Source organism: Streptomyces sp. NPDC048636 (genome assembly GCF_040650655.1).
Taxonomy (GTDB): Bacteria; Actinomycetota; Actinomycetes; order Streptomycetales; family Streptomycetaceae; genus Streptomyces.
The window spans coordinates 1-26,456 of sequence record NZ_JBEZHR010000021.1 but is presented as its reverse complement, the minus strand read 5'-3'; the positions used below and the strand labels follow the sequence as shown (position 1 = coordinate 26,456).

Sequence of the window (26,456 nt, the reverse complement as noted above, 5' to 3'; positions counted from 1 at the left end):
GGACAGCCCTGTCACGGTATGTCCACGATTTTTCACATGCGTGCCTTTCTAGCCTCCTCGATCGGCGTCGTATGCACCGCCGCCCTCGCCCTCCCGCTCGTCCTCCACACCGCCTCCGCCCAGCCCCGGACCGACCAGCGGGGCGGTATCCAGTCGCTGCCCCTGCGGCCGCTGGGCGGCGGGCTCGCCCGGAGCGCGACCGCACCCGGCGGCGCCCAGGGGGTGCCCGCACAGGGCGTACGGCCGTTCTCGCTGCTCGGCGCCGTCTGGGACGACGCCGACGCGGAACCCGCCGGGGTACAGGTGCGCACGCGCGCGACCGGCACCGGTCTGTGGTCCGCCTGGCGGGATCTCGCACCGTACGGCGACGAGGCCCCCGACCCCGCCACGCCCGCCCCCGGCGCCGTCCGCACCCGCGGCGGTACCGCACCGCTGTGGGTCGGCGACGCCGACGGGGTACAGGCACGCGTCCGGCCCTCCGCGACGCGGTCCGCGCCGACGGGGATGCGGCTGCAACTCGTACGCTCCGAGGAGCCGCCACCGGCCACGCCCCGGGCCCTGCCCACGCGCCCGAAGCCGGTCCCCCCGGCGAAGCCCGGGCCCGTACGGCCGGTGAAGCCCGCCAAACCCCTCAAGCCGCTGAAGCCCGCGGCGTCCGCGAAACCGCCGACTCCCCCCGCGTCCCCGTCGGCCCCCGCGACCCCACTCCCCCCGGCCACCGCCGCACCGCATACCGCCCCCAGGCCCCGGATCATCACCCGCGCCGGATGGGGCGCCGACGAGGCCATCCGTGAGAAGGAGCACGCCTACAGCAAGACGGTCAAAGTCGCCTTCCTCCACCACACGGTGACCGGCAACACCTACAACTGCTCCGAAGTCCCCTCCCTTTTGCGCGGTATCTACCGCTACCACGTCAAGAGCATGGGCTGGAGCGACTACGGCTACAACTTCACCGTCGACCGATGCGGAAATATCTACGAAGGCCGCTCCGGTGGTGTGGACAAGGCCGTCATCGGAGCCCACACCCGCGGCTTCAACTCCAAGAGCATGGGTGTCGCCGTCCTCGGAACCTTCGACGCCGAGCAGCCGTCCCAGAAGGCGGTGAACGCCATCGCCAGGCTCACCGCGTGGAAGCTCGGGCTCTTCGACAGGGATCCGAAGGCCGTGGTCCACCTGGTGTCCGGCGGCGGCAACAAGTACACCAAGGGCACCAGTGTGCGGTTCCACGTGATCTCGGGACACCGCGACGGCTTCGCCACCGACTGCCCCGGGCGGCGTCTCTACGACAAGCTCGGCCCGGTACGCCGCGCAGCGGCCCGGCTCCAGGGGCGCTGACCAGGCGCGGTCCGCGGATCTGCCTACACTGGCCCGGCCCGGCGAGCCCCAGCAGGAAGCAGAGACGATACGTGACCACAGCGCCATCAACGCCAGAAGCGATCCTCCTGGTCGGCGGCAAGGGGACCCGGTTGCGACCCATGACGGTGCACACCCCCAAGCCGATGGTCCCGGCGGCGGGCGTGCCGTTCCTCACCCATCAACTCGCCCGCGCCCGCGCCGCGGGGGTCGAGCACATCGTGCTCGCCACGTCCTATCTCGCCGAGGTCTTCGAGCCGTACTTCGGTGACGGATCCTCACTCGGGCTGCACCTGGAGTACGTCACCGAGGAGGAGCCGCTCGGCACCGGCGGTGCCATCCGCAACGTCGCCTCCCGGCTGCGCTCCGGCCCGGACGACCCGGTGCTCATCTTCAACGGCGACATCCTCACCGGCCTCGACATCCGCGCCCTCGTCGACACCCACCGCACCTCGGGCGCCGATGTCTCCCTCCACCTCACCCGGGTCACCGACCCGCGTGCGTACGGGCTGGTGCCGACCGACGCCGACGGCCGCGTCACCGCCTTCCTCGAAAAGCCGCAGACGCCCGAGGAGATCGTCACCGACCAGATCAACGCGGGCGCGTACGTCTTCAACCGCTCGGTCATCGACGCCATCCCCGCCGACCGCCCCGTCTCCGTCGAACGCGAGACCTTCCCCGGGCTGCTCGAGGCGGGCGCCCATCTCCAGGGCCTGGTCGACTCCACGTACTGGCTCGACCTCGGCACCCCGCAGGCGTTCGTCCGCGGCTCGGCCGACCTGGTCCTGGGCCACGCCCCCTCCCCGGCGGTGCCGGGGCGCTGCGGCGACCGGCTGGTCCTGGAGAACGCGTCCGTGGCCGACGACGCCAAGCTGTCCGGCGGCACGGTCATAGGCCCCCGGGCCCGGGTGGGCGCGGGCGCGCGGATCGAGGGCAGCGCGGTGCTGGAGGGCGCGGTCGTCGAGGCGGGCGCGCAGGTCCGCGACTCCCTCGTCGGCGCGGGCGCCCGTATCGGGGCGCGCACGGTATTGCAGGGCGCCGTCGTCGGCGACGGCGCGCTGATCGGCGCGGACAACGAACTGCGGGATGGCGTACGGGTGTGGTGCGGGGCGGATATCCCGGCGGCGGCGGTGCGGTTCTCTTCCGACCAGTAGGTCGTTGCGCGGTTGTGCGGGTGCGGGTGCGGGGCCTCCGGGGTGGGGTCCTGGACCGTTTATTTAGGCGCCGGCAGCCGGAGAAGTGAGCCTGGGCCGGAGATTGGCGCCACAAATACACGACAGCGTCCAGGACCCCACCCCTGCGACCCCGCCCCCTCCCGTCTCGTCGCCGCCCGCCCGCCGGACCGGGGAGAGGCGCGGTGGATCCGTCTCGTCGCGGACCGACTGCTGGCTTGGCTGTCCCACGGGGGTCGTAGGGTGGCGGCGTGTCTGTCAGCCGTACCTGGACCCCCTCGGAACCCTATGACCTCGCGCGCAGTCTCTGCGTACTCCAGCGGGGACCGGGGGATCCGGCGTTCCGCGTCGGTGGGGACGGCGCGTTCTGGCGGGCGAGCCGGACCCCGGAGGGGCCCGGCACCATCCGCCTCGCACGTTGTGGTGACGCCATCGAGGCGCACGCCTGGGGGCCGGGCGCCCCATGGCTGCTCGACGGGCTACCCGCACTGCTCGGCGCGGAAGACGACCCGTCCGGCTTCACCCCGCGCCATCGCCTCGTCCACGAGGCCCACCGCCGCAACCCGGGGCTGCGCCTCATCCGGACCGGCCTCGTCCTCGAATCGCTGATCCCCTCGATCCTCGAGCAGAAGGTCACCAGCGACGAGGCGTACCGCGCCTGGCGGTTGCTGCTCCAGCGCCACGGCGAGCCCGCACCGGGCCCGGCCGAGCGGATGCGGGTGATGCCCGATCCGCGTACCTGGTCGCTGATCCCGTCCTGGGAGTGGCACAAGGCGGGTGTCGACTCCAAGCGCTCGGCGACGATCCTGCGGGCAGTCCGGGTCGCCCGGCGGCTGGAGGAGGCCACGGCCATGGACCTCGCCGCCGCCTCCGCCCGCCTCCAGCTGATACCGGGCATCGGGCCCTGGACCGCGGCCGAGACCCTTCAGCGCAGCAACGGCACCCCGGACGCGATCACGGTCGGGGACCTCCATCTGCCGCGCATCGTCGGCTACGCGCTCACCGGGCAGCGCGGTACGGACGACGCGGCGATGCTCGAACTGCTGGCCCCGTACGCGGGGCAGCGCCACCGGGCGGCCCGGTTGATCATGCTGTCCGGGCGCACCCCGCCGCGCCGCGCACCGCGCTTCGCGGTCAGGGACTTCCGTGCCATGTAGGGGAACCCGGCGCCTTGTCCCTCGGTCCGGGGGTCGGTCGGCAACGAGACGGGGGGCGGGGCGCAGGCCGAACCCGGGTGCACACATCGTGCTTTGTCCCCGGTCCGGGGGTCGGTCGGCGACGAGACGGGAGGGGGCGGGGTCGCAGGGGTGGGGTCCTGGACACTTTCGTGTATTTGTGGCGCCAATCTCCGGCCCACCCGACTTCTCCGGCTGCCGGCGCCTAAATAGACGGTCCAGGACCCCACCCCGGAGGCCCCGCCCCCGCACCCGACCACCAACGCACCCGCACCACAACGCACCCGCACCCGCCCCCCAACGCACCCGCACCCGCGCACCCACAGCGCACCCGCACCCGCGCACTCCCAACGCACCCGCACCCGCGCACCCACAACGCCCCCGCACCCACGCCCCCGCCCCGCACAACGCGCGCCCCCATCCACGGCGCGCACCCCGTCACCGCGCGCCCCGGATAAGACCTGGCGCACGACCACGACCTAGCGCACGACCACGAACGACGCCGCGTCCCGGCCCGGCCGGTCCTTCGGCGGGGCGGCGGCGTGGCCGACGGCGACCGCGCCCATCGGGTCCCAGCCACCCGGCAGGTCCAGCACCTCCCGCACCACCGGGCGGCAGAACATCGTCGACGACACCCACGCCGACCCCAGCCGCTCACCCGCCAGCGCGACCAGCAGGTTCTGCACCCCGGCCCCGGCCGCCACCACGAACATCTCGCGCTCGGCGGCATTGCGCCGCGCGTCCGGATACGTATGCGCGCCATCCGCGACCAGGCACGGCACCACCAGGTACGGCGCCTTGCGCAGTACGTCCCCGCGCCGTACCCGCTTGGCGATGCTCTCCTCGGAGAAGCCGTCGCCGCGCAGGTCCGCGATCCACGCGTCCCGCATCGCGTCGAGCAGTCGGATCCGCGATTCCTCGGACTCCAGCAGGACGAACCGCCACGGCGTCGTGTGGTGCGGCGCGGGGGCGGTCACGGCGGCGGCCACGGCACGCCGTACCGCCGCGCCGTCCACCGGCTCGTCGGTGAACTCGCGCACGGTACGCCGCAGGGTGACGGCCTCCCGTACGGCCTCGGAGGTGCCCAGCCGGAACATGTCGTCGGCGGCGACGCGCACCAGCGCCCGCGCGCCGAGCGCGTCCGAGCCGGCGTCAGGACCCGCGCCCGCGTCCCCACCCGCGACGACCTGCGGCAGCCCCCGCACCACGGCCACCGGCAGCCCGTCCGCCTTGCCCTTGACCAGCTCACCCGCCGCGGCCAGTTCATCGCCGGTGGCGACGACGGTGGCGCTCAGCGGGTTGCCGTGGGAGTCGACACCGCCCCGCAGATCGTCCAGGACGCGCACCCCGGCGGCGCCGATGGCGACGTCGGTGACGCCGGTGCGCCAGGGCCGCCCGAAGGTGTCGGTGACGAGGACGCCGAGCTCGACGCCGAGCGCGTCGCGCAGTCCGTCGCGGAGGGCGCGCGCGGAGGCGTCGGGGTCCTCGGGGAGCAACAGCACGGTCCCGGCGGGGGTGTTGGAGGCGTCGACACCGGCGGCGGCCATGACCAGACCGTGCCGGGTCTCGACGATCCGGGTGGCACCGCGCCGGGCGACGATCCGCACCGCCTCGGCGTCTATGGCGGCCTCGCGGTCGGTGGCCTCGACCACCCGCCCCTCGGCCTTGCTGACGATCTTCGAGGTGACGACCAGGACATCGCCGTCGGCGAGGCCGGGGAGCCCGTCGGCGGTCGCGGCGTCGGCGATGAGCTTGGCGAGGTCGTCGCCCTGCCGTACCTCGGGCAGCCCGGGGAGGGCCCAGACCTGGTACGACGGCGCCCCGGACGACGGTCGGGAGGGGCTCATGCCCGTACCTCCTCGGCCAGCGCCAGCGCCTCGGCCGCCATCCGGGCGGTGGCCTCGGTGTCGGTCATCATCAGCGGGACCGCCTTGCAGCGGATCCCGGCGGTCTCGACGTCGCCGACCGCGCCCGCGTCGACGGTGTCGACGAGCCAGCCGTCGAGCAGCCCGGAGCCGTAGTGCTGGGCGACGGCGGCGGCGGTGGACTCGACGCCGACGGCGGCGAGCACCTTGTCGGCCATACCGCGCACGGGGGCGTCGCCGACGATGGGGGAGAGGCCGACGACCGGCACCCCGGCGTCGGCGATGGCCTCGCGGATCCCCGGCACGGCGAGGATGGTGCCGATGCTGACGACGGGGTTGGACGGCGGGAAGAGGACGATGTCGGCCTCGGCGATGGCCTCGAGGACACCGGGCGCGGGTTTGGCCTGGTCGGCGCCGACGGGGACAACGGCGTGGGCGGGTACGGAGGCGCGCAGCCGTACCCAGTACTCCTGGAAGTGGACGGCCTTGCGGCCTTCGCCGTCGCCCGCGGCGGAGCCGCCGAGGTCCGCCGTGTCGATGAGGACGTGGGTCTCGACGCGGTCGTCGGTCATCGGCAGCAGCCGTACCCCCGGCTCCCACCGCGCGCACAGCGCCTCGGTGACGGCGCTCAGCGGATAGCCCGCGCCCATCATCTGGGTACGGACGATATGGGTCGCGAAGTCACGGTCGCCGAGGCCGAACCACTCGGGCCCCACACCGTAGGCCGCCAACTCCTCCTTGACCGCGAAGGACTCGTCGGTCCGGCCCCAGCCCTGCTCCTCGTGGATGCCGCCGCCGAGCGTGTACATCACGGTGTCGAGGTCGGGACAGACCTTGAGCCCGAAGAGATGGATGTCGTCACCGGTGTTCCCGATGACGGTGATGTCGGCGTCGGGGGCGGCCGACTTCAGACCGCGGAGGAAACGGGCGCCGCCGATGCCACCTGCCAGAACCACAATGCGCATGGGGGACAGTCTTGCAGTCGCCCGGAGCGCCGAGGAGGTTCGGGGCGGTCGGGGGAGGTGGGAGGGCGGTGGCTCAGCCGCCGGGTACGTCCAGCGCGTTGACGCCGTCGAGCGCGGGGGCGGCGCCGGTGTCGGCGTCCTGGGTGGGGTGCGGTGGCATTTCGGTCAGCCCGGGGAAGTAGATGTGGAGGCTGACGGCGGGTTCGAGGGAGTCGTTGACGACGTCGTGGACATAGCCGGGTGCGAAGACGCGCTGGGCCCCGGCGGTGAGGGTGTGGCGTGCGCCGTGCCGGCCGACGCGTTCGGTCAGCTCGCCCTGGAGGACGGTGAGCACACCGGAGGAGCGGCCGTGGTCATGGGCGCCGCTGCCCTGGCCGGGCACCCAGCTGAGCAGCCAGACCTCGTAGCCGGGGCCGGTGCGCAGCCGGTGGTACCAGCGGCTGGTGGCGTCGTACCGGACGAGGTGCGCCCAGCCTTCGCGGTCGGCGGCGATGGTGCGGGCGAGCCCGGCGAAGGCGGAGACGGTGGTGGGGTGGGCCGGTACGGGCGGCAGCAGATGCGGGATGGCGAGCGGGTCACCGGCGATCTGGACGTCGCTGTTCATATGCGGAGTTCCTCAGCGGGAAAAAGATGCGGGAAGGGCGCAGAGATAGCTGGAGCTCGGGGGCATCAACAGCTGGAACAGCGACAGCGAGCCTGCACAGCGCAGCGGAACCCGTGGGCACGGGTCGCGAGGGGCGCGTGGGTCACTGACATGGGGACAAGGAGAGCGGGTGGCGCGGTGTCCTGTCAACTTGATCTCCCGTTTGGCGCAATCTTTCACCTGTTTCGGTAGCCCTGGTGGCAGAAAGGTTTGTGCGCGCGTTATGCGGAGAGGTGGCGCACCACCCGCACCTGACACGCAACGGGATCGGCGTCCGGGACGTCCTCTCTGGTGAGTCAGGGCGAGGCCCCCGGGGCGGCAAACGGGGAAGTGTCTCGTTTAGGCCGATTTGAACACTTTCCGCGCAGCCTTGGTTCCGCAGAGTGAATAAGAGGCCCAATAGCAGACCTCGGCTTGACTGGCCTGGATCGGCACACTTGTAATTTCACTCGTGTCGTTCTGCCGCTTCACGACGGCAACGGACATGGGGACGCAAAAACAGACGAGGGGCGCACATGACCGAGTTGTTCCAGCAACTGCTGGTCGAAGAGGCGGACGAGGAGCTCGGTTGGCAGGAGCGCGCACTGTGCGCCCAGACCGATCCCGAATCGTTCTTCCCGGAAAAGGGCGGATCCACGCGTGAGGCCAAGAAGGTCTGCCTCGCTTGCGAGGTCCGGTCCGAGTGCCTCGAGTACGCCCTGGCCAACGACGAGCGCTTCGGTATCTGGGGCGGTCTGTCCGAGCGGGAGCGCCGCCGACTGAAGAAGGCCGCTGTCTGACATATCCACACCGCTTGGACGAAGCGGCCGCAGGACCGACGGTCCGCCTCCCGTGCCTTGGCGACGGGCGGCGGACCGGCCGCGTGCACAGCCGTTAGTGTGGGGGCCCGTCCGAGACGCGCCAACGTCCCCACGGGGCGCGCGCGTCCACCGCAGTCCAGCGAACCGGGGCCCGTACCTCGATGTCCGTGCACAGCCATCCGGCGGCCCAATACCCGGCCGCCACCGCCGCGTCCGCTTCCCCCGAAGCGCCGGCGTACCCGCGCCATGTCGTCACCGCCGTCCTGGTCGCCCACGACGGCGCCCGCTGGCTGCCCGACGCGCTGTCCGGTCTGCTCGGACAGGGGCGCCCGGTGCAGAACGTCATCGCCGCCGACACCGGCAGCGCGGACGACTCCGCCCGGCTGCTCACCGAGGCCCTCGGCGAGGAGCGGGTGCTGCACCTCGCGCGCCGCAGCGGCTTCGGCACCGCCGTCGCCGAGGCGGTCCGTACCGCCCCGGTGCTCGGCCCGGAGGAGCTGGCGTACCTCAAGCGCCCCAGCGGCTGGGACCCCGTCAACCGCACCTGGCGGGACGACGCCTACGACCTGCCCGAGCTGCCGCACGGTGAGCCCGTCCAGTGGCTGTGGCTGCTGCACGACGACTGTGCCCCGGACCCCGACGCGCTGTCCGAGCTGCTGAAGGTCGCCGACGCGGAGCTGACCGCCAACCGGCAGCCCGCGATCATCGGCCCCAAGCTGCGCGGCTGGTACGACCGCCGACAGCTGCTCGAAGTCGGCGTCAGCATCGCCCGCAGCGGCCGCCGCTGGACCGGTCTGGAGCGCCGCGAACAGGACCAGGGCCAGCACGACCAGGTGCGGCCGGTGCTGTCGGTGTCGAGCGCGGGCATGCTGGTGCGCCGGGACGTATGGGAGCGGCTGGGCGGCTTCGACCCCAAGCTGCCGCTGATGCGGGACGACGTCGACCTGTGCTGGCGCGCCCACGAGGCCGGTCATCAGGTGCTGATCGCGCCGGACGCGGTGCTGCGCCACGCCGAGGCCTCGTCGCGCGAGCGGCGGCCCATCGACTGTGTGGGCCGCTCGGTGGCCAATCCGCACCGCGTCGACAAGGCCGGTGCCGTCTACGCCCTGCTGGTCAACACCCGCGGCGCGCTGCTGCCGTATGTGATGCTGCGGCTGCTGTTCGGCACCCTGCTGCGCACCCTGGCCTATCTGGTGGGCAAGGTGCCGGGGCAGGCGCTGGACGAGGTCGCCGGTCTCTTCGGCACCCTGCTGCGGCCGGAGCGGATCCTCGCCGCGCGTAAGCGCAGAGGCCGCTCCACGCTGGAGGCGAGCGAGCTGCGGCCGCTGTTCCCGCCGCCCGGCGCGACCGTACGGGCCACCGTGGAACAGGTCGCCAGCAATATCGGCGGACGCTCGGAACCCGAACTGTCCTCCGGCGGACGGCACGGCGCCGTCGAATCCGGCCCGGGCGACGACGACGCCGACTTCCTGGAGGTCGAGCAGTTCGCCCGGCTCAAGCGGATCGCCCGCAAACCCGGGCCGATGCTCTTCGTGGTGCTGCTGGTGGTCTCGCTGGTCGCCTGCCGGGACCTGTTCGGCGGCGGCGCGCTCTCGGGCGGCGGACTCCTCCCGGCACCCGAGAGCGTCTCCGCCCTGTGGGCCGGTTACGCGGACGGCTGGCATCCGGTCGGCACCGGTGGCACCCAGACCGCACCGCCCTATCTCGCCGCGCTCGCCGCGCTGGCGACGCTCTTCCTGGGCTCCACCGGTTTCACCCTGACCCTGCTGCTGGTGTGCTCGGTGCCGCTGGCCGGATTCATCGCGTACTTCGCCTCCCGGCCGCTGGTCGAGTCCCGGCTGCTGCGCGCCTGGGGCAGCGTCGCGTACGCCTTCCTCCCGGCCGCGACCGGTGCGCTGGCCGGGGGCCGGCTGGGCACCGCCGTGCTCGCCGTACTGCTGCCGCTGATGGCGCGGGCCGCCGCGGCGGCCGCCGGGCTCCGGGCGGGCGGCCCGGGCGGAAGGCTGCCGAGCTGGCGCGCGGCGTGGGCCTACGCGCTGCTGCTCACCTTCACCATGGCGTTCACCCCGGTGGTCTGGCCGATCGCGCTGGTCCTCGGAATCGGCGTGCTCGTACTGCGCGCCCTGGAGCGCTCCGATCCGCTGCTGCCCTACGGACTGCGGTTCCTGGCCGCGGTGGCCACCCCGGTCGTGGTGCTCGCCCCCTGGTCGCTCGGTCTGTTCACCGACCCCGGCCGCTTCTTCCAGCAGGCCGGACTCGACAGCGCGGGCGGCTCCGCCTCCGCCCTGGACCTGCTCTCGCTCAGCCCCGGCGGCCCGGGCGGCGGCGGCAGCCTGCTGCTGATCGGCTTCGTACTCGCCGCGCTGGCCGCCCTGCTGCGCGGTGAGCGGCGGCTGGTGGTGCGGACGGCCTGGGTCGTGGCGCTCACCGGCTTCCTCTTCGCGGCCCTCGCCAACGGTTCGGCGTGGGCCGGACCCGCGACCCTCGTCTACGGCCTGGCGCTGCTGACCGCCGCCGTGGTCGGCGCCGAGGGCGCGCGGGAGCGCGTGGCGGCGCAGAACTTCGGCTGGCGCCAGCCGGTGGCGCTGCTCATCGCCCTCGCCTCGGCCGCCGCCCCGCTGCTCGCCGCCGTCGTCTGGATGACCGGCGGCGCGGACGGCCCGGTCGGACGGCACAACCCCTCGCAGGTCCCGGCGTTCGTGGCGGCCGAGAGCGCCACCACGGACCAGGCCCGCACCCTGGTGCTCAGCGGCCGCGGCGGTACGGCCCGCGCCGACTACGTCCTGGTGCGCGGCTCCGGCGCCCGGCTCGGCGATGCCGAACTCGCCGCGGCGGGCGGCACCGACACCCGGCTCGACGGTGTGGTGGCCCATCTGGTCGCGGGCTCCGGCGCCGACCAGACGCGCCAGCTCGGCGGCTACGCGGTCCGCTATGTGTACGTCCAGAAGGGCGCTCCGCCCGAGATGACGCGGGTGCTGAACGCGACCCCGGGGCTCACCCAGCTCAGCAAGGCCGACGGCGGTGTGCTGTGGCGGCTCGACCAGCGGGTCTCGCGGGTCTCCATCGTCCCGGCCGAATCCGCCAAGGGCGCGTCGGCGGCGTCCGGTCCGTCCACCGCGCCGGTGCACCTCGCGTCCGGCCCCGTCGAGGCGCACACCGACGTGCCCGAGGGCGCGGCGGGACGGGTGCTGCGGATCGCCGACAAGGCCGCGCCGGACTGGCACGCCACGCTCGACGGCGAGCCGCTGAAGGCGAAGACCGTCGACGGCTGGGCGCAGGGCTTCGAACTCCCCGCGGACGGCGGCCGGTTGGACCTCGGCTACGACACGCCGATGACCCACAGCGCCTGGGTCTGGGCGCAGGGGCTGCTCGCGGTCGTGCTGCTGGTGCTCGCCCTGCCGGGGCGCCGCCGCCATGTCGACGACGACCTGCCGGAGGCGGACGGCGGCACGGCGGCCGCCCCGGTGGTGACCGCCGAGGACCTGGTCGGCGACGGACGCCGGGCGCGGCGGCTGCGGGCCGCCGCCGAGGCGCAGGCCGAGCGGCCGGGTCCGGCGGACGCGGACGAGCGGCCCGGACCGGTGGACGGCACGGCGGCGGAGGGCGACGGGAACATCCCCGCGCCCCCCACGGCACCACCGCCCGCCGGTGAGCCGTACGACGGTGGCGCGCCCGCGGCGGACGCCCCCTACGCGGTGCCGCACCAGCAGGGTTACGGCCAGCAGTGGGACCCCGAGACGTACGGCGCCCAGCCGTACGACGCCCAGCCGTTCGCGGACGCCGGCTACGGCACGTACCCGGAGGGCCAGCCGTACCCGCAGGGCGGTGAGTACCCCGGCGGCTACCCGGGCGACCCGTACCAGGGCGGCTACCAGGGGACCGGCTATCCGGCCGGTTACCAGGAGGGCGCCCCCTACCCCGAGGGCCAGTACCCGGCGGACCCGTACGCGGGCGGCCAGTACGCCGATCCGTACGGCTACGACCAGCAGCAGCCCTACGCCGACGGCACGTACCCCCAGCAGGGCGACACGACGTACGGCGGTGCCGGGCCCGAGGACCGCCGCGACGGGAGCGATCAGCAGCGATGAACCGCACCACCCTGTCCCTGATCGGTGCCGCCACCGCGCTGGCCGCCGTCACCGGTGTCGCCACCCTCACCGGCGGTTCACCGGGCGGCACGGACGGCTCGGCGAAGGCGGCCAGCCGGATGCCCGTCGAGCGCTCCACCCTGCTCTGCCCCACCCCCACCTCCTCGGAGGTGGGCAGCACCACCTACACCGCCTACACCCCCGAGCGGAAGGCGGCGGCCGCGGCGGGCGCCGAGCGCGGTGACGCCGCGCTGCTGCCCGCGCAGCGCCCGTCCGACGAGGTGACGGATCCGGGCACCGGCGGCGAGTCGGACGACGGTGGGAAGGGCGGGAAGGGCGGCAAGGACAAGGGGCGGGACGCGGCGCGCGGCGGCGGCGAGCCGGTGCTGCCGCTGAAGCGGCCCGGCCAGCCGGTCACCACCGACACCGACCGCTCCGACGCCCCCGCCCTCATCGGCACCGCCGACGGCCGCTTCGCCCCCGGCTGGACCGTCCAGCAGACCACCACCATCGCCGCGGGCAGCGGACGCGGGATCATGGGCACCGCCTGCACGGCGCCCGACACCGACTTCTGGTTCCCCGGCGCCAGCACCGCCCGCAACCGCCAGGACTTCGTCCATCTGACCAACCCCGACGAGACCGCGGCCGAGGTGGACCTCAAGCTGTACGGCGCGGGCGGCCGCCTCAAGCCCTCGACCGACGAGTCGATCACCGTGCCGCCCCGCTCCACCGTCCCGGTGCTGCTGTCCACCCTCACCGATCAGCGGGCCGCCGATGTCTCGCTCCGGGTGACCTCCCGCACCGGCCGGGTCGGCGCCTCCGTGCAGGCGGCCGACCAGAAGGCGGGCGGCGACTGGCTCCCGGCCTCCGCCGCGCCCGCCACCACCGTGGCGCTCCCCGGGATCCCGGCCGACGCGACCTCGGCCCGCCTGGTCGTCTTCGCGCCCGGGGCCGATGACGCGGACCTGAAGGTGCGCCTCGCCGGGCGGACCGGTTCGATCGCCCCGGCCGGACATGACTCCCTGCACGTCAAGAGCGGGATGACGGCGGCGATCGACCTCGGCGACGTGACCAAGGGCGAGCCGGGCTCACTGCTGCTCACCCCCGAGGGCGGCGAGGGTCCGGCCACGCCGGTGGTCGCCGCGCTGCGGGTCACCCGCGGCAAGGGGAGCGACCAGGAGACGGCGTTCATCCCCGCCACCGCCCGGATCGACCGGACCGCCACCGCGGCCGACAACCGCGCCAAGGGCTCGACGCTCTCCCTGGTGGCGCCCGGCGCGACCGCGCGGGTGCGGGTGACCGCGTCGGCGGCGAGCGACGGCGGCCGCCCCGTCAGCAAGACCTACACGGTCAAGGGCGGCACCACCACCGCCGTCACCCCGCCCCGCCCGGCCTCGGGCAAGGGCGGCTACGCGGTGACCGTCGAGCGGATCTCGGGCGGTCGGGTGCACGCCTCCCGGATGCTGGCGCTGGCCCAGGACGGGGTGCCGAGGTTCACCATCCAGGCGATGCCGGACGACGGCGGGACCGTGGTGGTCCCGGAGGCCCGGCAGGACCTGTCGGTGCTGAACGACCAGGAGGAGTAGCGCGGGGGTCGTGGCGCTGCTCGGCTAGTCCTGCCCGTACCGGGGGTCCACCGACTCCGGTGCCAGCCCCAGCAACTCCGCGACCTGCTCGACGACGACCTCGTGGACCAGCAGCGCCCGCTCGTCCCGGTTCTTCGCCCGGATCTCGACCGGGCGGCGGTAGATCACGATCCGGTCGGGCGCGTCCCCGTGGGCCGCGATGAAGCGTCCGAGCGGTACGGACTCGCCGTCCCAGCCGTCCGGGCCGCCGAGCCCGCCCCCGGCGCCGTCACCCGAGGTGGGCACGTCCAGCACGGTGAAGTCCACGCCCGACAACTGTGGCCAGCGTCTCTCCAGTCGCTCGGCCGAGTCCTGTACGAGATCGACGAAGGACTCGGCACGGCTGACCGAAAGCGGCACCTGCGGCGGCGCGATCGGACCGCGCATACCTCGACCGTGCCGATCGCGGCGGCGTGGGCGCGGCTCGGACTGGTGGGGAGGTACGGACCTGGTCATCACCTCCTGAGGGTAGCCGCCGCCGGGCGGGCGGTACGCGCTTCCCGGACAGCCTTGGTCGATGTCGCCAAATGAACATTCCGGCCATGGTTGCGTTCATAAACGGACTTCTCTTGATTCGCTTCCATGGCTCAGACTGACCCCTCTCCATGCGTGTGCTGACCGGAATCATCGGCGGCGCCCGCCGCCCCGCCGGAAGGAGCCGCTGGTCAGCCGGTAAGTTCACCTATGGGGTGCACAGGGCGAACCGGGACGACACGGCGGAGTGAGCTGGTGGAGAGTCGTCGCGGCCCGCTCAAGAGTGCGGTACCGTCCAACGTCGTGAGCCCTGTACGTCGCTGTTCGCGCACCGCCTGCGGCCGCCCCGCCGTCGCGACGCTGACGTACGTCTACGCGGACTCGACAGCCGTCCTGGGGCCGCTGGCCACCTACGCCGAACCCCACTGCTACGACCTCTGTTCCGAGCACTCGGAGCGGCTCACCGCGCCCCGTGGCTGGGAGGTCGTCCGGCTCGCCATCGACGCCGGCCCGGCCCGGCACAGCAGCGATGACCTCGAGGCCCTGGCCAACGCGGTCCGTGAGGCCGCCCGGCCGCATGAGCGCGCGGCGGGCGCGGGCGGCGGTCCCGGACCGTCCGGAGGCGGCGGCGGACAGAGCGGCCGCGAGGGCGACCCGCGCGAGATGCCGCGCCGGGGCCATCTGCGGGTGCTGCGCTCGCCCGACTCCTGACCCGGCCGACGTTCCCGGGTGCGAAGCTGTCGCCGCGTCAGCCCGCGTGGTGGACACGTCCTTCTCCGGTCGTTCCCGGCCCGCCGTGTGCCGCGCCGCACGATCGGCCTCGTAGTGGTGGCGGGAGTCCTCCGGGTAGGTTCTGAGGTCCGTGGAGACCCTCCAAGAAGACCTCGAGAAGGGGTTGGCTGTGCCCGACTTGTCGCAGATCGTGAAGGCGTATGACGTGCGCGGTGTGGTCCCGGACCAGTGGGACGAGCCACTCTCCGAACTCTTCGGCGCCGCCTTCGCCCGGGTGACCGGCGCGAGCGCGATCGTCGTCGGCCATGACATGCGCCCCTCCTCGCCCGGTCTGTCGCGGGCCTTCGCCCGTGGCGCCGCCTCCCTCGGCGTGGACGTGACCGAGATCGGGCTCTGCTCGACCGACCAGCTCTACTTCGCCAGCGGCCATCTCGACCTGCCCGGCGCGATGTTCACCGCCAGTCACAACCCCGCGCAGTACAACGGCATCAAGATGTGCCGGGCCGGGGCCGCCCCCGTCGGCCAGGACTCCGGTCTCGCCGAGATCCGCGCGCTGGTCGAGGAGTGGGCCGCCACCGGAGCGCCCGAGCCCGCCGCCGAGCCCGGCACCCTCACCCAGCGGGACGTGCTCGCCGACTACGCCGCCCATCTGCGCTCGCTGGTCGACCTCACCGCCATCCGGCCGCTGAAGGTCGTCGTGGACGCGGGCAACGGCATGGGCGGCCACACCGTCCCGACCGTCTTCGACGGCCTCCCGCTCGACCTGGACGCCCTCTACTTCGAGCTGGACGGCACCTTCCCCCACCACGAGGCCAACCCCCTCGACCCCAAGAACATCGTCGACCTCCAGGCCCGGGTCCGGGAGACCGGCGCCGATATCGGCCTCGCCTTCGACGGCGACGCCGACCGCTGCTTCGTGGTCGACGAGCGCGGCGAACCGGTGTCGCCCTCCGCCATCACCGCCCTGGTCGCCTCCCGGGAGCTGGCCAAGCACCCGGGCGGAACGATCATCCACAACTGCATCACCTCGTGGTCGGTCCCCGAGGTCGTCAAGGAGAACGGCGGCACCCCCGCCCGCACCCGCGTGGGCCACTCCTTCATCAAGGCCGAGATGGCCCGCTCCGGCGCGATCTTCGGCGGTGAGCACTCCGCGCACTACTACTTCCGCGACTTCTGGAACGCCGACACCGGCATGCTCGCCGCGCTGCACGTGCTGGCCGCGCTCGGCGGCCAGGACGGCCCGCTGTCCCAGCTGGTCGCGCAGTACGACCGCTACGCGGCGTCCGGCGAGATCAACAGCACCGTCGCCGACCAGACGGCCCGCGCCGAGGCGGTCAAGGCCGCGTACGAGAGCCGCGAGGGCGTCACACTCGACGAGCTGGACGGGCTGACGGTCACCGCCGCCGACTGGTGGTTCAACCTCCGCCCCTCCAACACCGAGCCCCTGCTGCGCCTCAACGTCGAGGCCCGCGACCCCGAGACCGTCGCCCACGTCCGCGACGAGGTCCTCTCCATCGTCCGCGCCTGACCCCCGCGCGAGCCGCCCCGCCCCCGGCGCGAGCCGAGGGCGGCACGGCCGGGGTGAGACCCCCGCCCGGCCCGTCGCCGTGACGGGGCGGCCGCGCGGCGGCTGGGAGCCGGTGCCGCCGCGTCCCACCACCGGACCGCCATGCCCCCACCGGGGCCCGGCGCCGCGTCCGGTGGGGTCGCCGGGTGCCGGGCGGTGTCCGGTCCGCCGTGGTCCGCCGTGATCCGCCGTGAAAGGAACGGCGGGGCGAGCGGCCGCGCCGGGGGGCCGCCCGGCGGTACGCTGACCACGCCGGAGTCGTATCCGGCAGGACCCACACCCGAAGGGACACCCCATGCCGCTCGAAGCCGGTCTCCTGGAGATCCTCGCCTGCCCGGCGTGCCACGCCCCGCTGCGGGAGGAACAGACCCCGGAGAGCCCCGAGCTGGTCTGCACGGGCGAGGGGTGCGGACTCGCGTACCCGGTCCGGGACGGGATCCCCGTACTGCTCGTCGACGAGGCGCGCCGCCCGGCCTGACGGCTGTCCGGCGGCCCGTTCGCCCGCAGTCAGCACAGTCCCGCAGTCCGCGCGGTACCGCCCCGCCACGGCGATCGGAGGCCGAAGCACGATGCTCGACGAATCCCTCCTCGACGCCCCGGAGGCCCTCGCACGGGCCGATATCCGGGGGCTGTTGCGCGGAGCCGCCGAATCCGGAGCCCGGGTCCGCACCGCCGCCCGGCACGCCGCCGAGGCGGGGGTGGGGGATCTCAAACCGGACGGCAGACCGCGCGCGGTCCTGGTCGCGGGGCCCGGGGCGGCCGGGAGCTGCACCGCCGACCTCCTCGGCGCGCTGAGCGGCGGCAACTGCCCGGTCAGCCTGATCGCCCCCACCGGGGTCGCGCCCGCGCCGGGCGCGCTCCACTGGACCCTCCCCGGCTGGGCGGGCCCGTTGGACCTGCTGGTGATCGCGACACCGGACGGTACGGAACCGGGGCTGCCGCTGCTGGTCGAGCAGGCGTACCGGCGTGGCTGCGCGCTCGTCTCCGTCGCGCCGGGCCACTCACCGCTGGCGGACGCCGTCGCGCAGGCGCGCGGGCTGCTGGTGCCGCTGGCCGCGAGCGCGAACGCCTCGGCCCCGTACACCACCAACCCGCACGCCACCGGCCCGTCCACCACGAGCCCGTACGCCGACGACGAACACGGCGTGGCCCCGCGGCCGACGCATCCGGAGGGCGCGCCGCCCGAGGGCGCCATCGGTGAGCCTCCGCCGCACGACACCGCCGCCCCGCAACACCAGCATCCGCACACCGAACCGCCGGGCACCGCGCCCGACGAGGTGACCGGCCCCGCCCTGCCCGGCACGCTGTGGGCCCTGTTCACCCCGCTGCTGGTGCTCGTGGACCGGATCGGCCTGGTGTCCGCGCCGCCCGCCGCGCTCCAGCAGGTGGCCGACCGGCTGGACCAGGTCGCCGAGCGCTGCGGCCCGGCCATCGCCACCTACACCAACCCCGCCAAGACGCTCGCGGCCGAACTGGCCGGGGCGCTCCCGCTGTTGTGGACCGAGGGTCCGCTCGCGGCCGCGACCGGACGCCGCTTCGCCGGGCTGCTGGCGGCGCTCGCCGGGCGGCCCGCCCTGGTGTCCGAGCTGCCGGGGGCGCTGGCCGCGCACGGCACCCTGCTCGCCGGGTCGTTCGCGGGCGGCGCCGACCCCGACGACTTCTTCCGCGACCGGGTCGAGGAGCCCGAGGCGCTGCGGGCGCGGGTCGTACTGCTCCACGAGGAGCCGGTGGGCCGGGTCTCCGCCGTGCCGAACGCCCGCGAGCTGGCGCTCGCCCATGACACGGCGTTCAGCGAGCTCGAACCGGCCGAGGGCAGCAGCCTCCTGGAGAGCGCCGCGGAGCTTCTCGCCATCACGGATTTCGCCGCCGTTTACCTCGCGCTCGCTTCGGCGGACAGATCATGAGGCCGTAACCGCGCACGGGGCGCGGCCCGCCGCAGACCGCCCGGCTCCGTCCCGTCCGCTCCGGATCCCTTCGCAGCAGTCAGGAACGACACCACATGGACCGCCTCGCCAACACCGTGCGCCCCTACGCCTGGGGCTCCACCACCGCCATCCCCGAGCTGCTGGGCGTGGAGCCGACCGGTGAGCCGCAGGCCGAGCTGTGGATGGGGGCGCACCCCGGGGCGCCGTCCCGGGTCGACCGGGGCACCGGCGCGATCGCGCTCTCCGAGGTGATCGCCGCCGACCCGGAGGGTGAACTGGGCGCCGCCGCCGTACGCCACTTCGGGCCGCGGCTGCCGTTCCTGCTGAAGGTGCTCGCCGCCGCCTCCCCGCTCTCCCTCCAGGTGCACCCGGATCTGACCCAGGCGGGGGAGGGGTTCGCGGCCGAGGAGGAGCGCGGCGTTCCGGTCGACGCGCCGCACCGCAACTACAAGGACGCCAACCACAAGCCCGAGTTGATATGCGCACTGACGCCGTTCGACGGGCTGTGCGGCTTCCGGGACCCGGACGAGACCGCGCAGCTGCTGGGCGCCCTGGAGGTCGACTCGCTCAAGCCGTACGTCGACATCCTGCACGCCCATCCGGAGTCGCACGCGCTGCGCGAGGTGCTGACCGCCGTGCTGACCGCCGACCGCGAGGCGATGGCGGAGACCGTGCACCACGCCGCCCTCGCCGCGGAACGGCTCAGCACGCTCGACGGCCCGCACGCCCAGGCGTACGCGGCGTACGCCTCCCTCGCCCGTCACTACCCGGGCGACCCCGGAGTGATCGCGTCCATGCTGCTCAACTTCGTCCGGCTACAGCCCGGCGAGGCCCTCTACCTCGGCGCGGGGGTGCCTCATGCCTACCTCGACGGACTCGGCGTCGAGATCATGGCCAACTCCGACAATGTGCTGCGCTGCGGTCTGACGCCCAAGCACGTCGACGTCCCGGAGCTGCTGCGGGTGGTCCGCTTCGAGAGCGACGCCCCCGCCGTGCTGCGCCCGGAGGCCGACTCGTCCGGTGAGGAGCTGTACGCGACGCCGATCGACGAGTTCCGGCTGTCGCGCCATGTCCTCGCGGAGGGCGCCGAGCCGCGCGCGCTGTCCGCGGCCACCCCGCAGATCCTGCTGTGCGTCTCGGGGGCGGTCACCCTCCGCGGCGGCGCGGAGGGCGACGGTGACGGCGAACTGCGCCTGGTGGGCGGGGAGTCGGCGTTCATCCGCGCGGGTGAGCGGGTCGCGCTGACCGGCGAGGGCACTGTGTTCCGGGCCACATTGGTCGCCTGACGCACGGCCCGTGCGAACGACTGGAACAATGGCCCGCCGACGCAGTAAAGCACAGGCAAAACTGCCTCCAGGCGGAAGGGACATCCGGCACATATGAGTGCATCTGGCGGAACCAAGGCGATCGTTGCCGCGCTGGGCGCGAACCTGGCCATCGCCGTAGCCAAGTTCGTGGCGTTCGCCTTCAGCGGCTCGTCGTCGATGCTCGCCGAGGGCGTGCACTCGCTGGCCGACTCGGGCAACCAGGGGCTGCTGCTGCTCGGCGGCAAGAAGGCCAAGCGCGAGGCCACCCCCGAGCACCCCTTCGGCTTCGGCCGGGAGCGCTATATCTACGGCTTCCTCGTCTCCATCGTGCTGTTCACCATCGGCGGGGTCTTCGCGCTGTACGAGGGCTACGAGAAGATCAAGCACCCGCATGAGCTGGAGCACTGGTACTGGCCGGTCGGGGTGCTGGTGTTCGCGATCATCGCGGAGAGCTTCTCGTTCCGTACGGCCATCAAGGAGTCCAACGAGGTCCGCGGCAAGCTGACCTGGTCGCAGTTTGTCCGCCGGGCCAAGGCGCCCGAGCTGCCCGTCGTCCTCCTGGAGGACCTCGGCGCACTGGTCGGTCTGCTCCTCGCGCTCGGTGGTGTCGGGCTCACGCTGGCCACCGGCGACAGCGTCTGGGACGGCATCGGCACCATGTGCATCGGTGTTCTGCTGGTCGTGATCGCCCTGGTGCTCGCGGCCGAGACGAAGTCGCTGCTGCTGGGTGAGGCGGCCGATGTCGACCAGGTCGCGAAGATCCGCGAGGCACTGGTCGACGGCGAGACCGTCACCAGCCTGATCCATATGCGGACGCTGCACCTCGGCCCCGAGGAACTGCTCGTCGCCGCCAAGATCGCGGTGCAGCACGACGAGACGGCGGCGGAGGTGGCCCGTGCGATCGACGCGGCCGAGGCGCGGATCCGCGAGGCGGTACCGATCGCCCGGGTGATCTACCTGGAGCCGGACATCCTCCGGACCTCCGCCTGACCTTCCGCTCCTGTTGCCGTTCCCGTTCCCGTTCCGAGGACGGACGGACGGACAGCCGTCGGCCTTCCGGACCACGTGGGTCCGGAAGGCCGATGGCGTTTCGCGGGGCTGCCCGGGACTCCCCGGGGCTCCGCGGGACCGGAGCGCCGGGCTGCCGGACTTACCGGATCTCGCCGAGGATCCCCAGGATCGCGGGCTTGTCCGGAGCGCTGAGCAGCCGCTCCCGGAACTCCGCGGACATCAGCTTCCGCGACAACAGCGCGAGGATCCGCAGGTGTTCATCGCCCGCGGCGGCCTCCGGTACCGCGATCATGAAGATCAGCCGGGCCTTGGTGCCATCCGGTGCACCCCATTCGATGCCCGCGTCGGACCGGGCGAAGCCGACGAGCGGAGCGGTGACCGCGTCCGTCTTGGCGTGCGGAATCGCGATCTCCTCACCGAGCCCGGTGGTGCCCTGCTCCTCCCGGGCGAGCGCGGCGCGCACCAGCCCGTCGGCGTCGGTGACCTTGCCGGTGGTGGCCAGCAGGGCGGCCATCGCACGGATGGCGCCGTCCTTACCGTCGGCGGTCAACTGCTCCGCGACCGTCTGGTCGCTGAGATAGCCGGACAGCACGACGGCACCGGCGCCAGCGGCCTTGGCGTCGGCGTCAGGCGCGGCACCGGCACCGGCGTCGGCGTCACCGGCCGCCACGGCACCGGCGTCAGGCGCCACACCGGCACCGGCTTCGGCGCCAGCGGCCGCACCGTCGTCGGCATTGACGTCAGGTGCGGCACCGGCACGGGCGTCAGGTGTCGCACCGCGGTCGGCGTCGGCGTCGGCGTCAGGCGCCGCATCGGCTTCGGCGCCAGCGGCCGTACCGGCGGCGGCCTTGGCGTCGGCGTCAGGCGCGGCACCGGCACCGGCTTTGGCGTCAGGTGCCATACCGGCTTCGGGCGAAGCCTTCGGCGCGGGTACGGACACGGCCGCATCCGCCGAGTCCGCGTCCGCATCCCCGGCTGGGTCCGTAGCGGTCGCGACGGACACGCCCGTACGGTCCGGGGCGGCCGCCGTCACGGCACCGCCCGTCGCCGTACCGCCCCCGGCGCCGCTCGCCACCCCGGCCGGGACCGGCTCGGGCGCGGAGGCGGGCGCGGGGACCGGACCACGCGCCCCGGCGGACCCCGCCGTACCGCCGCCGCCGTTCAGGCGCTTGCCTTCACCCTGGCCCAGGGACATCAGCGCGATCGTCCCCAGCCCCGTGACCGCCGTACCGACGATCACGGCGACGAAGAACATCGGCACACCGTTGACCGCGCCCAGCACCGCCACGATCGGCCCGCCGTGCGGCACGTTGTCCTCGACCGACGCCAGTCCGGCTATGGCACCGGCGACCGCGCCGCCGAGCATGTTCGCCGGAATGACCCGCGCCGGACGCGCCGCCGCGAACGGGATCGCGCCCTCGGTGATCCCGAAGAAGCCCATGAAGAGGGCCGCGAGCCCGGTCTCCCGCTCCTGGTCGTCGAACATCCGCCGACGGATGAGCGTGGCCAGCCCCTGGCCCAGCGGCGGAACCGGAATGGCCGCCGCACACATGCCCATGACCTCGGGGTTCTTGGAGACCAGCCCGGCCCCGAAGAGGAACGCGGTCTTATTGACCGGGCCACCCATGTCGAACGCGATCATCAGCCCGAGGATGATGCCGAGCAGCGCCGCGCTGGTGCCGGTCAGCCCGCCCAGCCAGTTGGTGAGGTGCTCGAAGACCCAGGCGATCGGTTCGCCGAGCACAAAGATGAAGAAGAGTCCGAGCACCGTGGTCGCCACGATCGGGATCACGATGATCGGCATGATCGGCTGGACGAACTTGGGGACCTTGACCTTCTTGATCCACCGCACCAGGTACCCGGCCAGGAAACCGGTGACGATCGCCCCGATGAACCCGGCGCCCGCCTCGCTGTCGTACAGCTCGCCATGGGCGGCGATCCAGCCGCCGACCATGCCGGGCACGAGCGCGGGCCGGTCGGCGATCGCGTAGGCGATATAGCCGGACAGGATCGGGATCATCAACTGGAAGCCGATGACCCCGATGTCGTTGACCGCCTTCCAGAAGGAGTCGTCGGGGATGACGATGCCCTTGGACGTCGTGTCACCGCCCAGCGCCAGCGAGACCGCGATCAGCAGTCCGCCGACCACGACGAACGGAATCATGTACGAGACGCCGTTCATGAGCGCCTTATAGGTGAGGCTGCGCCCCTTACCGCCGCCGGAGCCGCCCGAGCCACCGGATGTCTGCCCCGCGCCGGACGCGCCGCCGCCGTCCCCTTGGTGGACCGGCGCGCTGCGCACCCGCTCGATCAGCCGCTCGGGGTGGTGGATGCCCTCCGCGACCCCGACGACCAGCACCCTCTTACCGGTGAACCGGCTGCGGTCGACGTCCTTGTCGGCGGCGATGATGATGCCGTCCGCCTCGCTGACATCGTTGTCAGACAGTACGTTCTCGGCCCCGATGGACCCTTGGGTCTCCACCTTCATGCTGTGGCCGAGCGACTCCGCCGCCTGGGCCAGCTTCTCGGCGGCCATATAGGTGTGGGCGATGCCCGTCGGGCAGGCGGTCACCGCGAGCAGTTTGAGCCCTGGACCTCTGGTCCCGGCACCGCCCGGGGGTTCGGCTGGACTGGTCACGTCGTTCTCCTTACGGCGTTCATGCGGGCGCGGGAGTGTGCAAGCGTCCCCGTGCTCGCGGCATCCTGCAATACATGTGGACGGGATCAAAGCGGCCGGCCACCCGGCCGGGTACACCGCCCGCCCCGGATTCGCGGCCGAAGAACGCCCGTACGGGCTGGGGCTCACTGCGCTGATCGGTGTAGATTCGTGACCGAGCCAGACGTCGCTGCTGATGGCGGTCGGGCGGTCCGTTCCGCGGACCGGCCGAGGGAGAGAGGGCCTCCGACGGACTGCGCAGTGCGAATCCAGGGGACAGGTGTGTCCGCCGTATCGCCGGCACCCCGTGTCCACCGAGTCGCATGCCCAGCCGAACACTCTCGCTCGCAACCGATCGACTTCGATGAGGAGCAGCAACCATGACCACAGCCGTGTCCGGTCAGGACTTCAAGGTCGCCGACCTGTCCCTGGCCGCCTTCGGCCGCAAGGAGATCACTCTCGCCGAGCACGAGATGCCCGGCCTGATGGCCCTCCGCGAGGAGTACGCCGCCTCCCAGCCGCTGGCGGGTGCGCGGATCACCGGTTCGCTGCACATGACGGTGCAGACGGCGGTCCTGATCGAGACCCTGGTCGCGATCGGCGCCCAGGTCCGGTGGGCCTCCTGCAACATCTTCTCCACCCAGGACCACGCGGCCGCCGCGGTCGCCGTGGGCCCGAAGGGCACCCCGGAGAGCCCGCAGGGCATCCCGGTCTTCGCCTGGAAGGGCGAGACGCTGGAGGAGTACTGGTGGTGCACCGAGCAGGCGCTGACCTGGCCGGGCACCGCCACCGGCGGTCCGAACATGATCCTGGACGACGGCGGTGACGCCACCCTTCTGGTCCACAAGGGCGTCGAGTACGAGAAGGCCGGTGCCGCCCCGGACGTCTCCACCGCGGAGAACGACGAGCACCGGGTCATCCTCGAACTGCTCAACCGCACCATCGCCGAGAGCCCGCGCAAGTGGACCCAGTTGGCCTCCGAGATCCGCGGTGTCACCGAGGAGACCACCACCGGCGTCCACCGCCTCTACGAGATGCAGCGCGACGGTTCGCTGCTCTTCCCGGCGATCAACGTCAACGACGCGGTGACCAAGTCCAAGTTCGACAACAAGTACGGCTGCCGCCACTCCCTGATCGACGGCATCAACCGCGCCACCGACGTGCTGATCGGCGGCAAGGTCGCGGTCGTCTGCGGCTACGGCGACGTGGGCAAGGGCTGCGCCGAGTCGCTGCGCGGCCAGGGCGCCCGGGTGATCATCACTGAGATCGACCCGATCTGCGCGCTCCAGGCGGCGATGGACGGCTACCAGGTCGCCACCCTGGAGGACGTGGTGGAGACGGCCGACATCTTCATCACCACGACCGGCAACAAGGACATCATCCGGGCCGCCGACATGGCCAAGATGAAGCACCAGGCGATCGTGGGGAACATCGGCCACTTCGACAACGAGATCGACATCGCCGGTCTCGCCGCCCTCCCGGGCATCGTCAAGGACGAGGTCAAGCCGCAGGTCCACACCTGGACCTTCCCCGACGGCCGGAACATCATCGTGCTGTCCGAGGGTCGGCTGCTGAACCTGGGCAACGCCACGGGCCACCCGTCGTTCGTGATGTCCAACTCCTTCGCGGACCAGACGATCGCGCAGATCGAGCTGTTCACCAAGCCGGAGTCGTACCCGACCGACGTGTACGTGCTGCCCAAGCACCTGGACGAGAAGGTCGCCCGGCTGCACCTGGACGCCCTGGGCGCCAAGCTGACCACGCTCCGCCCGGAGCAGGCCGCCTACATCGGCGTCCCGGTCGAGGGCCCGTACAAGCCGGACCACTACCGCTACTGATCACCCGGTGTCCGCCCGACAGCGATCGAGCGGACACTGTACGGACCGGTGCCGTGTGGCTGTGCCCTCGCACCGGTCCGTACCCGGCACATCGGCCCCCGCCCCCGCGGCGGGGGCCCAGGGTCCGCCCGGCGCCCCCGTGGCGACCGGGCGGGCCCCCTCGTTCGTCAAGGACCACACCATGCCCCGCGGCCGCTACTCCCTCCACGATCCGCACGACCACACGCCCCTCGGTGAGGAGCACTTCCAGTGCGCACCGGGCCCCAGCGGATGGCGCTATGTCGCCCAGCGCACCGCGCCCTCGGGTGATCACACCGGATCCGTGGACCTGACCCTCGACGAGCTGGGCCGCCCGCTCCGGCTGGAGCTGCACTCCGCGAGCTGGCAGGTGCGGGGCGCCGCGCTGGAGGGTGTGACCTGGGTCCGGATGGACCCCACCGGAGAGCACGCCACCGAGGGCAATGTCGCTGCCCACGGCTTCACCGGCTCCTCCCCGGCCTTCCTTGTCGCGATCTCCCGGCTGCTGCGGCTCACGCCCGGGGCGCCCGCGACCCGCGTCCGGCTGGTCGCCCTCACCGATCCGGTGCTCGCCCCCCGGACCCTCGATCAGTCCTGGGCGCTGGTGGACCGGGCGGCACACACCACCGACTCCGGCCCGCTGACCGTGGACGAGTACCAGGTCGCCGAGTTGGACACCGGTGAACAGCACACGGTCCACCTCGCGGGAGACGTGGTGCTGGCCGCTCCCGGTGTCGAGTTGGAGGACCTGGAGAGCCCGCCGTCGAGCTTCGCGGCCTGAGCGGGCCCGAGCGGACCCGAGGCGGGAGGGCTCCGCGAGGGCCTGCTGCGCAGCCGATGTGCATCGAGCTCGTCTGAGCTGCTACGGTGTTCATCTCCCCGCCACCTGTTGACACTGGTGGCACGAGGAGGTAGATTTTAACGGTTGCGAAGAGCAGTGTATGCTCGACAGTAGCCGTTGGCATCTAGACGCCCGTCCGTGAAATCCATGAATGGAATTCCGGCGGGCACCTTTGACTCCGTAGGTAACGCAGAGCCGATTAGGTCGGCCGATGCGAGTCTGCTAAAGTCAAAACGCGCCGAAAGGCAAAGGCCCTCCAACGGCCACCGGAAACGGAATTCGGTTCGGAAACGGACTGGAAAAAGAATCTGGTAAGGTTGGAAACACCGAAGGGAAGCGCCCGGAGAAACCGGTGAAATGGTTTCGAAGGAAGCGTCCGTTCCTTGAGAACTCAACAGCGT

The 26,456-nt window shown here is 72.8% G+C and carries 19 protein-coding genes; 14 read left to right on the top strand and 5 right to left on the bottom strand.

Annotated features, from left to right (window positions below; genetic code table 11):
• Window positions 1-36 precede the first annotated feature (36 nt).
• From AB0C66_RS33865 to AB0C66_RS33855, 3 genes are all read left to right on the top strand, one after another.
• Entirely contained in the window at window positions 37-1,335 is a 1,299-nt protein-coding gene (locus AB0C66_RS33865) for an N-acetylmuramoyl-L-alanine amidase (protein ID WP_362447653.1), read from the top strand.
• A 71-nt stretch (window positions 1,336-1,406) separates the two neighbouring features.
• On the top strand, window positions 1,407-2,507 hold the full coding sequence (locus AB0C66_RS33860; protein ID WP_362447650.1) for an NDP-sugar synthase: 1,101 nt from the start codon (window positions 1,407-1,409) through the stop codon (window positions 2,505-2,507).
• Window positions 2,508-2,776: 269 nt separating this feature from the next.
• A complete protein-coding gene (locus AB0C66_RS33855) occupies window positions 2,777-3,682 on the top strand; it encodes a DNA-3-methyladenine glycosylase 2 family protein (protein WP_362447647.1) in 906 nt (301 codons plus the stop codon).
• A gap of 497 nt (window positions 3,683-4,179) precedes the next feature.
• Here the strand turns inward: AB0C66_RS33855 and AB0C66_RS33850 are convergent, their stop codons facing one another.
• From AB0C66_RS33850 to AB0C66_RS33840, 3 genes are all read right to left on the bottom strand, one after another.
• Window positions 4,180-5,547, bottom strand: a complete 1,368-nt coding sequence (locus AB0C66_RS33850; protein WP_362447644.1) for a coenzyme F420-0:L-glutamate ligase — start codon at window positions 5,545-5,547, stop codon at window positions 4,180-4,182.
• A complete protein-coding gene (gene cofD / locus AB0C66_RS33845; RefSeq protein ID WP_362447641.1) occupies window positions 5,544-6,530 on the bottom strand; it encodes a 2-phospho-L-lactate transferase in 987 nt (328 codons plus the stop codon). Before cofD ends, AB0C66_RS33850 begins: the two co-directional genes overlap by 4 nt.
• A 73-nt stretch (window positions 6,531-6,603) precedes the next feature.
• Window positions 6,604-7,134 carry a cysteine dioxygenase family protein gene (locus AB0C66_RS33840; RefSeq protein ID WP_362447638.1) on the bottom strand — a complete coding sequence of 177 codons (531 nt, stop codon included), beginning with the start codon at window positions 7,132-7,134 and terminating at the stop codon, window positions 6,604-6,606.
• A gap of 554 nt (window positions 7,135-7,688) precedes the next feature.
• Between AB0C66_RS33840 and AB0C66_RS33835 the strand changes: the two genes are divergently transcribed.
• From AB0C66_RS33835 to AB0C66_RS33825, 3 genes are all read left to right on the top strand, one after another.
• Window positions 7,689-7,952, top strand: coding sequence for a WhiB family transcriptional regulator (locus tag AB0C66_RS33835; RefSeq protein WP_004952403.1), 264 nt, complete (start codon window positions 7,689-7,691; stop codon window positions 7,950-7,952).
• 182 nt (window positions 7,953-8,134) lie between these two features.
• Window positions 8,135-12,061, top strand: coding sequence for a glycosyltransferase family 2 protein (locus tag AB0C66_RS33830; RefSeq protein WP_362447635.1), 3,927 nt, complete (start codon window positions 8,135-8,137; stop codon window positions 12,059-12,061).
• Window positions 12,058-13,647 (top strand): DUF5719 family protein, encoded by a 1,590-nt coding sequence (locus tag AB0C66_RS33825; protein ID WP_362447633.1) that lies wholly within the window; start codon window positions 12,058-12,060, stop codon window positions 13,645-13,647. The genes AB0C66_RS33830 and AB0C66_RS33825 overlap by 4 nt, the downstream gene beginning before the upstream one ends.
• A 24-nt stretch (window positions 13,648-13,671) precedes the next feature.
• Here the strand turns inward: AB0C66_RS33825 and AB0C66_RS33820 are convergent, their stop codons facing one another.
• A complete protein-coding gene (locus AB0C66_RS33820) occupies window positions 13,672-14,073 on the bottom strand; it encodes a metallopeptidase family protein (protein ID WP_362447630.1) in 402 nt (133 codons plus the stop codon).
• A 342-nt stretch (window positions 14,074-14,415) separates the two neighbouring features.
• Between AB0C66_RS33820 and AB0C66_RS33815 the strand changes: the two genes are divergently transcribed.
• The 6 genes from AB0C66_RS33815 to AB0C66_RS33790 all read left to right on the top strand — a co-directional run bounded on the left by AB0C66_RS33815 (window position 14,416) and on the right by AB0C66_RS33790 (window position 20,681).
• Entirely contained in the window at window positions 14,416-14,871 is a 456-nt protein-coding gene (locus AB0C66_RS33815; protein WP_362447627.1) for a DUF3499 domain-containing protein, read from the top strand.
• A gap of 190 nt (window positions 14,872-15,061) precedes the next feature.
• Window positions 15,062-16,420: a phosphomannomutase/phosphoglucomutase gene (locus AB0C66_RS33810; protein ID WP_362447624.1), complete on the top strand. Its 1,359-nt coding sequence runs from the start codon at window positions 15,062-15,064 to the stop codon at window positions 16,418-16,420.
• A gap of 334 nt (window positions 16,421-16,754) precedes the next feature.
• Window positions 16,755-16,937, top strand: coding sequence for a Trm112 family protein (locus AB0C66_RS33805; RefSeq protein WP_362447621.1), 183 nt, complete (start codon window positions 16,755-16,757; stop codon window positions 16,935-16,937).
• A 91-nt stretch (window positions 16,938-17,028) separates the two neighbouring features.
• Window positions 17,029-18,363, top strand: a complete 1,335-nt coding sequence (locus tag AB0C66_RS33800) for an SIS domain-containing protein (RefSeq protein WP_362447618.1) — start codon at window positions 17,029-17,031, stop codon at window positions 18,361-18,363.
• Between the two features lie 95 nt (window positions 18,364-18,458).
• Entirely contained in the window at window positions 18,459-19,670 is a 1,212-nt protein-coding gene (gene manA / locus AB0C66_RS33795; protein ID WP_362447615.1) for a mannose-6-phosphate isomerase, class I, read from the top strand.
• Between the two features lie 93 nt (window positions 19,671-19,763).
• Complete coding sequence (locus AB0C66_RS33790; protein ID WP_362447612.1) at window positions 19,764-20,681, top strand: cation diffusion facilitator family transporter; 918 nt, start codon at window positions 19,764-19,766, stop codon at window positions 20,679-20,681.
• A gap of 160 nt (window positions 20,682-20,841) precedes the next feature.
• Here the strand turns inward: AB0C66_RS33790 and AB0C66_RS33785 are convergent, their stop codons facing one another.
• Window positions 20,842-23,340 carry a fructose-specific PTS transporter subunit EIIC gene (locus AB0C66_RS33785; protein WP_362447609.1) on the bottom strand — a complete coding sequence of 833 codons (2,499 nt, stop codon included), beginning with the start codon at window positions 23,338-23,340 and terminating at the stop codon, window positions 20,842-20,844.
• Window positions 23,341-23,738: 398 nt separating this feature from the next.
• On the opposite strand from AB0C66_RS33785, the gene ahcY reads away from it, so the two are divergent.
• Both ahcY and AB0C66_RS33775 read left to right on the top strand, forming a co-directional pair.
• Window positions 23,739-25,196: an adenosylhomocysteinase gene (ahcY, locus tag AB0C66_RS33780; protein WP_362447606.1), complete on the top strand. Its 1,458-nt coding sequence runs from the start codon at window positions 23,739-23,741 to the stop codon at window positions 25,194-25,196.
• Between the two features lie 181 nt (window positions 25,197-25,377).
• Entirely contained in the window at window positions 25,378-25,995 is a 618-nt protein-coding gene (locus tag AB0C66_RS33775; RefSeq protein ID WP_362447887.1) for a hypothetical protein, read from the top strand.
• Window positions 25,996-26,456 lie beyond the last annotated feature (461 nt).

What these genes read in the sequence shown, in the direction of transcription:
- AB0C66_RS33800 (WP_362447618.1), top strand. Translation starts at nt 17,029, where the DNA reads ATGCTCGACGAATCCCTCCTCGACGCCCCGGAGGCCCTCGCACGGGCC.
- AB0C66_RS33820 (WP_362447630.1), bottom strand. Translation starts at nt 14,073, where the DNA reads ATGCGCGGTCCGATCGCGCCGCCGCAGGTGCCGCTTTCGGTCAGCCGT.
- ahcY (WP_362447606.1), top strand. Translation starts at nt 23,739, where the DNA reads ATGACCACAGCCGTGTCCGGTCAGGACTTCAAGGTCGCCGACCTGTCC.
- AB0C66_RS33865 (WP_362447653.1), top strand. Translation starts at nt 37, where the DNA reads ATGCGTGCCTTTCTAGCCTCCTCGATCGGCGTCGTATGCACCGCCGCC.
- AB0C66_RS33805 (WP_362447621.1), top strand. Translation starts at nt 16,755, where the DNA reads ATGCCGCTCGAAGCCGGTCTCCTGGAGATCCTCGCCTGCCCGGCGTGC.
- AB0C66_RS33840 (WP_362447638.1), bottom strand. Translation starts at nt 7,134, where the DNA reads ATGAACAGCGACGTCCAGATCGCCGGTGACCCGCTCGCCATCCCGCAT.
- manA (WP_362447615.1), top strand. Translation starts at nt 18,459, where the DNA reads ATGGACCGCCTCGCCAACACCGTGCGCCCCTACGCCTGGGGCTCCACC.
- AB0C66_RS33830 (WP_362447635.1), top strand. Translation starts at nt 8,135, where the DNA reads ATGTCCGTGCACAGCCATCCGGCGGCCCAATACCCGGCCGCCACCGCC.
- AB0C66_RS33825 (WP_362447633.1), top strand. Translation starts at nt 12,058, where the DNA reads ATGAACCGCACCACCCTGTCCCTGATCGGTGCCGCCACCGCGCTGGCC.
- AB0C66_RS33835 (WP_004952403.1), top strand. Translation starts at nt 7,689, where the DNA reads ATGACCGAGTTGTTCCAGCAACTGCTGGTCGAAGAGGCGGACGAGGAG.
- AB0C66_RS33790 (WP_362447612.1), top strand. Translation starts at nt 19,764, where the DNA reads ATGAGTGCATCTGGCGGAACCAAGGCGATCGTTGCCGCGCTGGGCGCG.
- AB0C66_RS33775 (WP_362447887.1), top strand. Translation starts at nt 25,378, where the DNA reads ATGCCCCGCGGCCGCTACTCCCTCCACGATCCGCACGACCACACGCCC.
- cofD (WP_362447641.1), bottom strand. Translation starts at nt 6,530, where the DNA reads ATGCGCATTGTGGTTCTGGCAGGTGGCATCGGCGGCGCCCGTTTCCTC.
- AB0C66_RS33850 (WP_362447644.1), bottom strand. Translation starts at nt 5,547, where the DNA reads ATGAGCCCCTCCCGACCGTCGTCCGGGGCGCCGTCGTACCAGGTCTGG.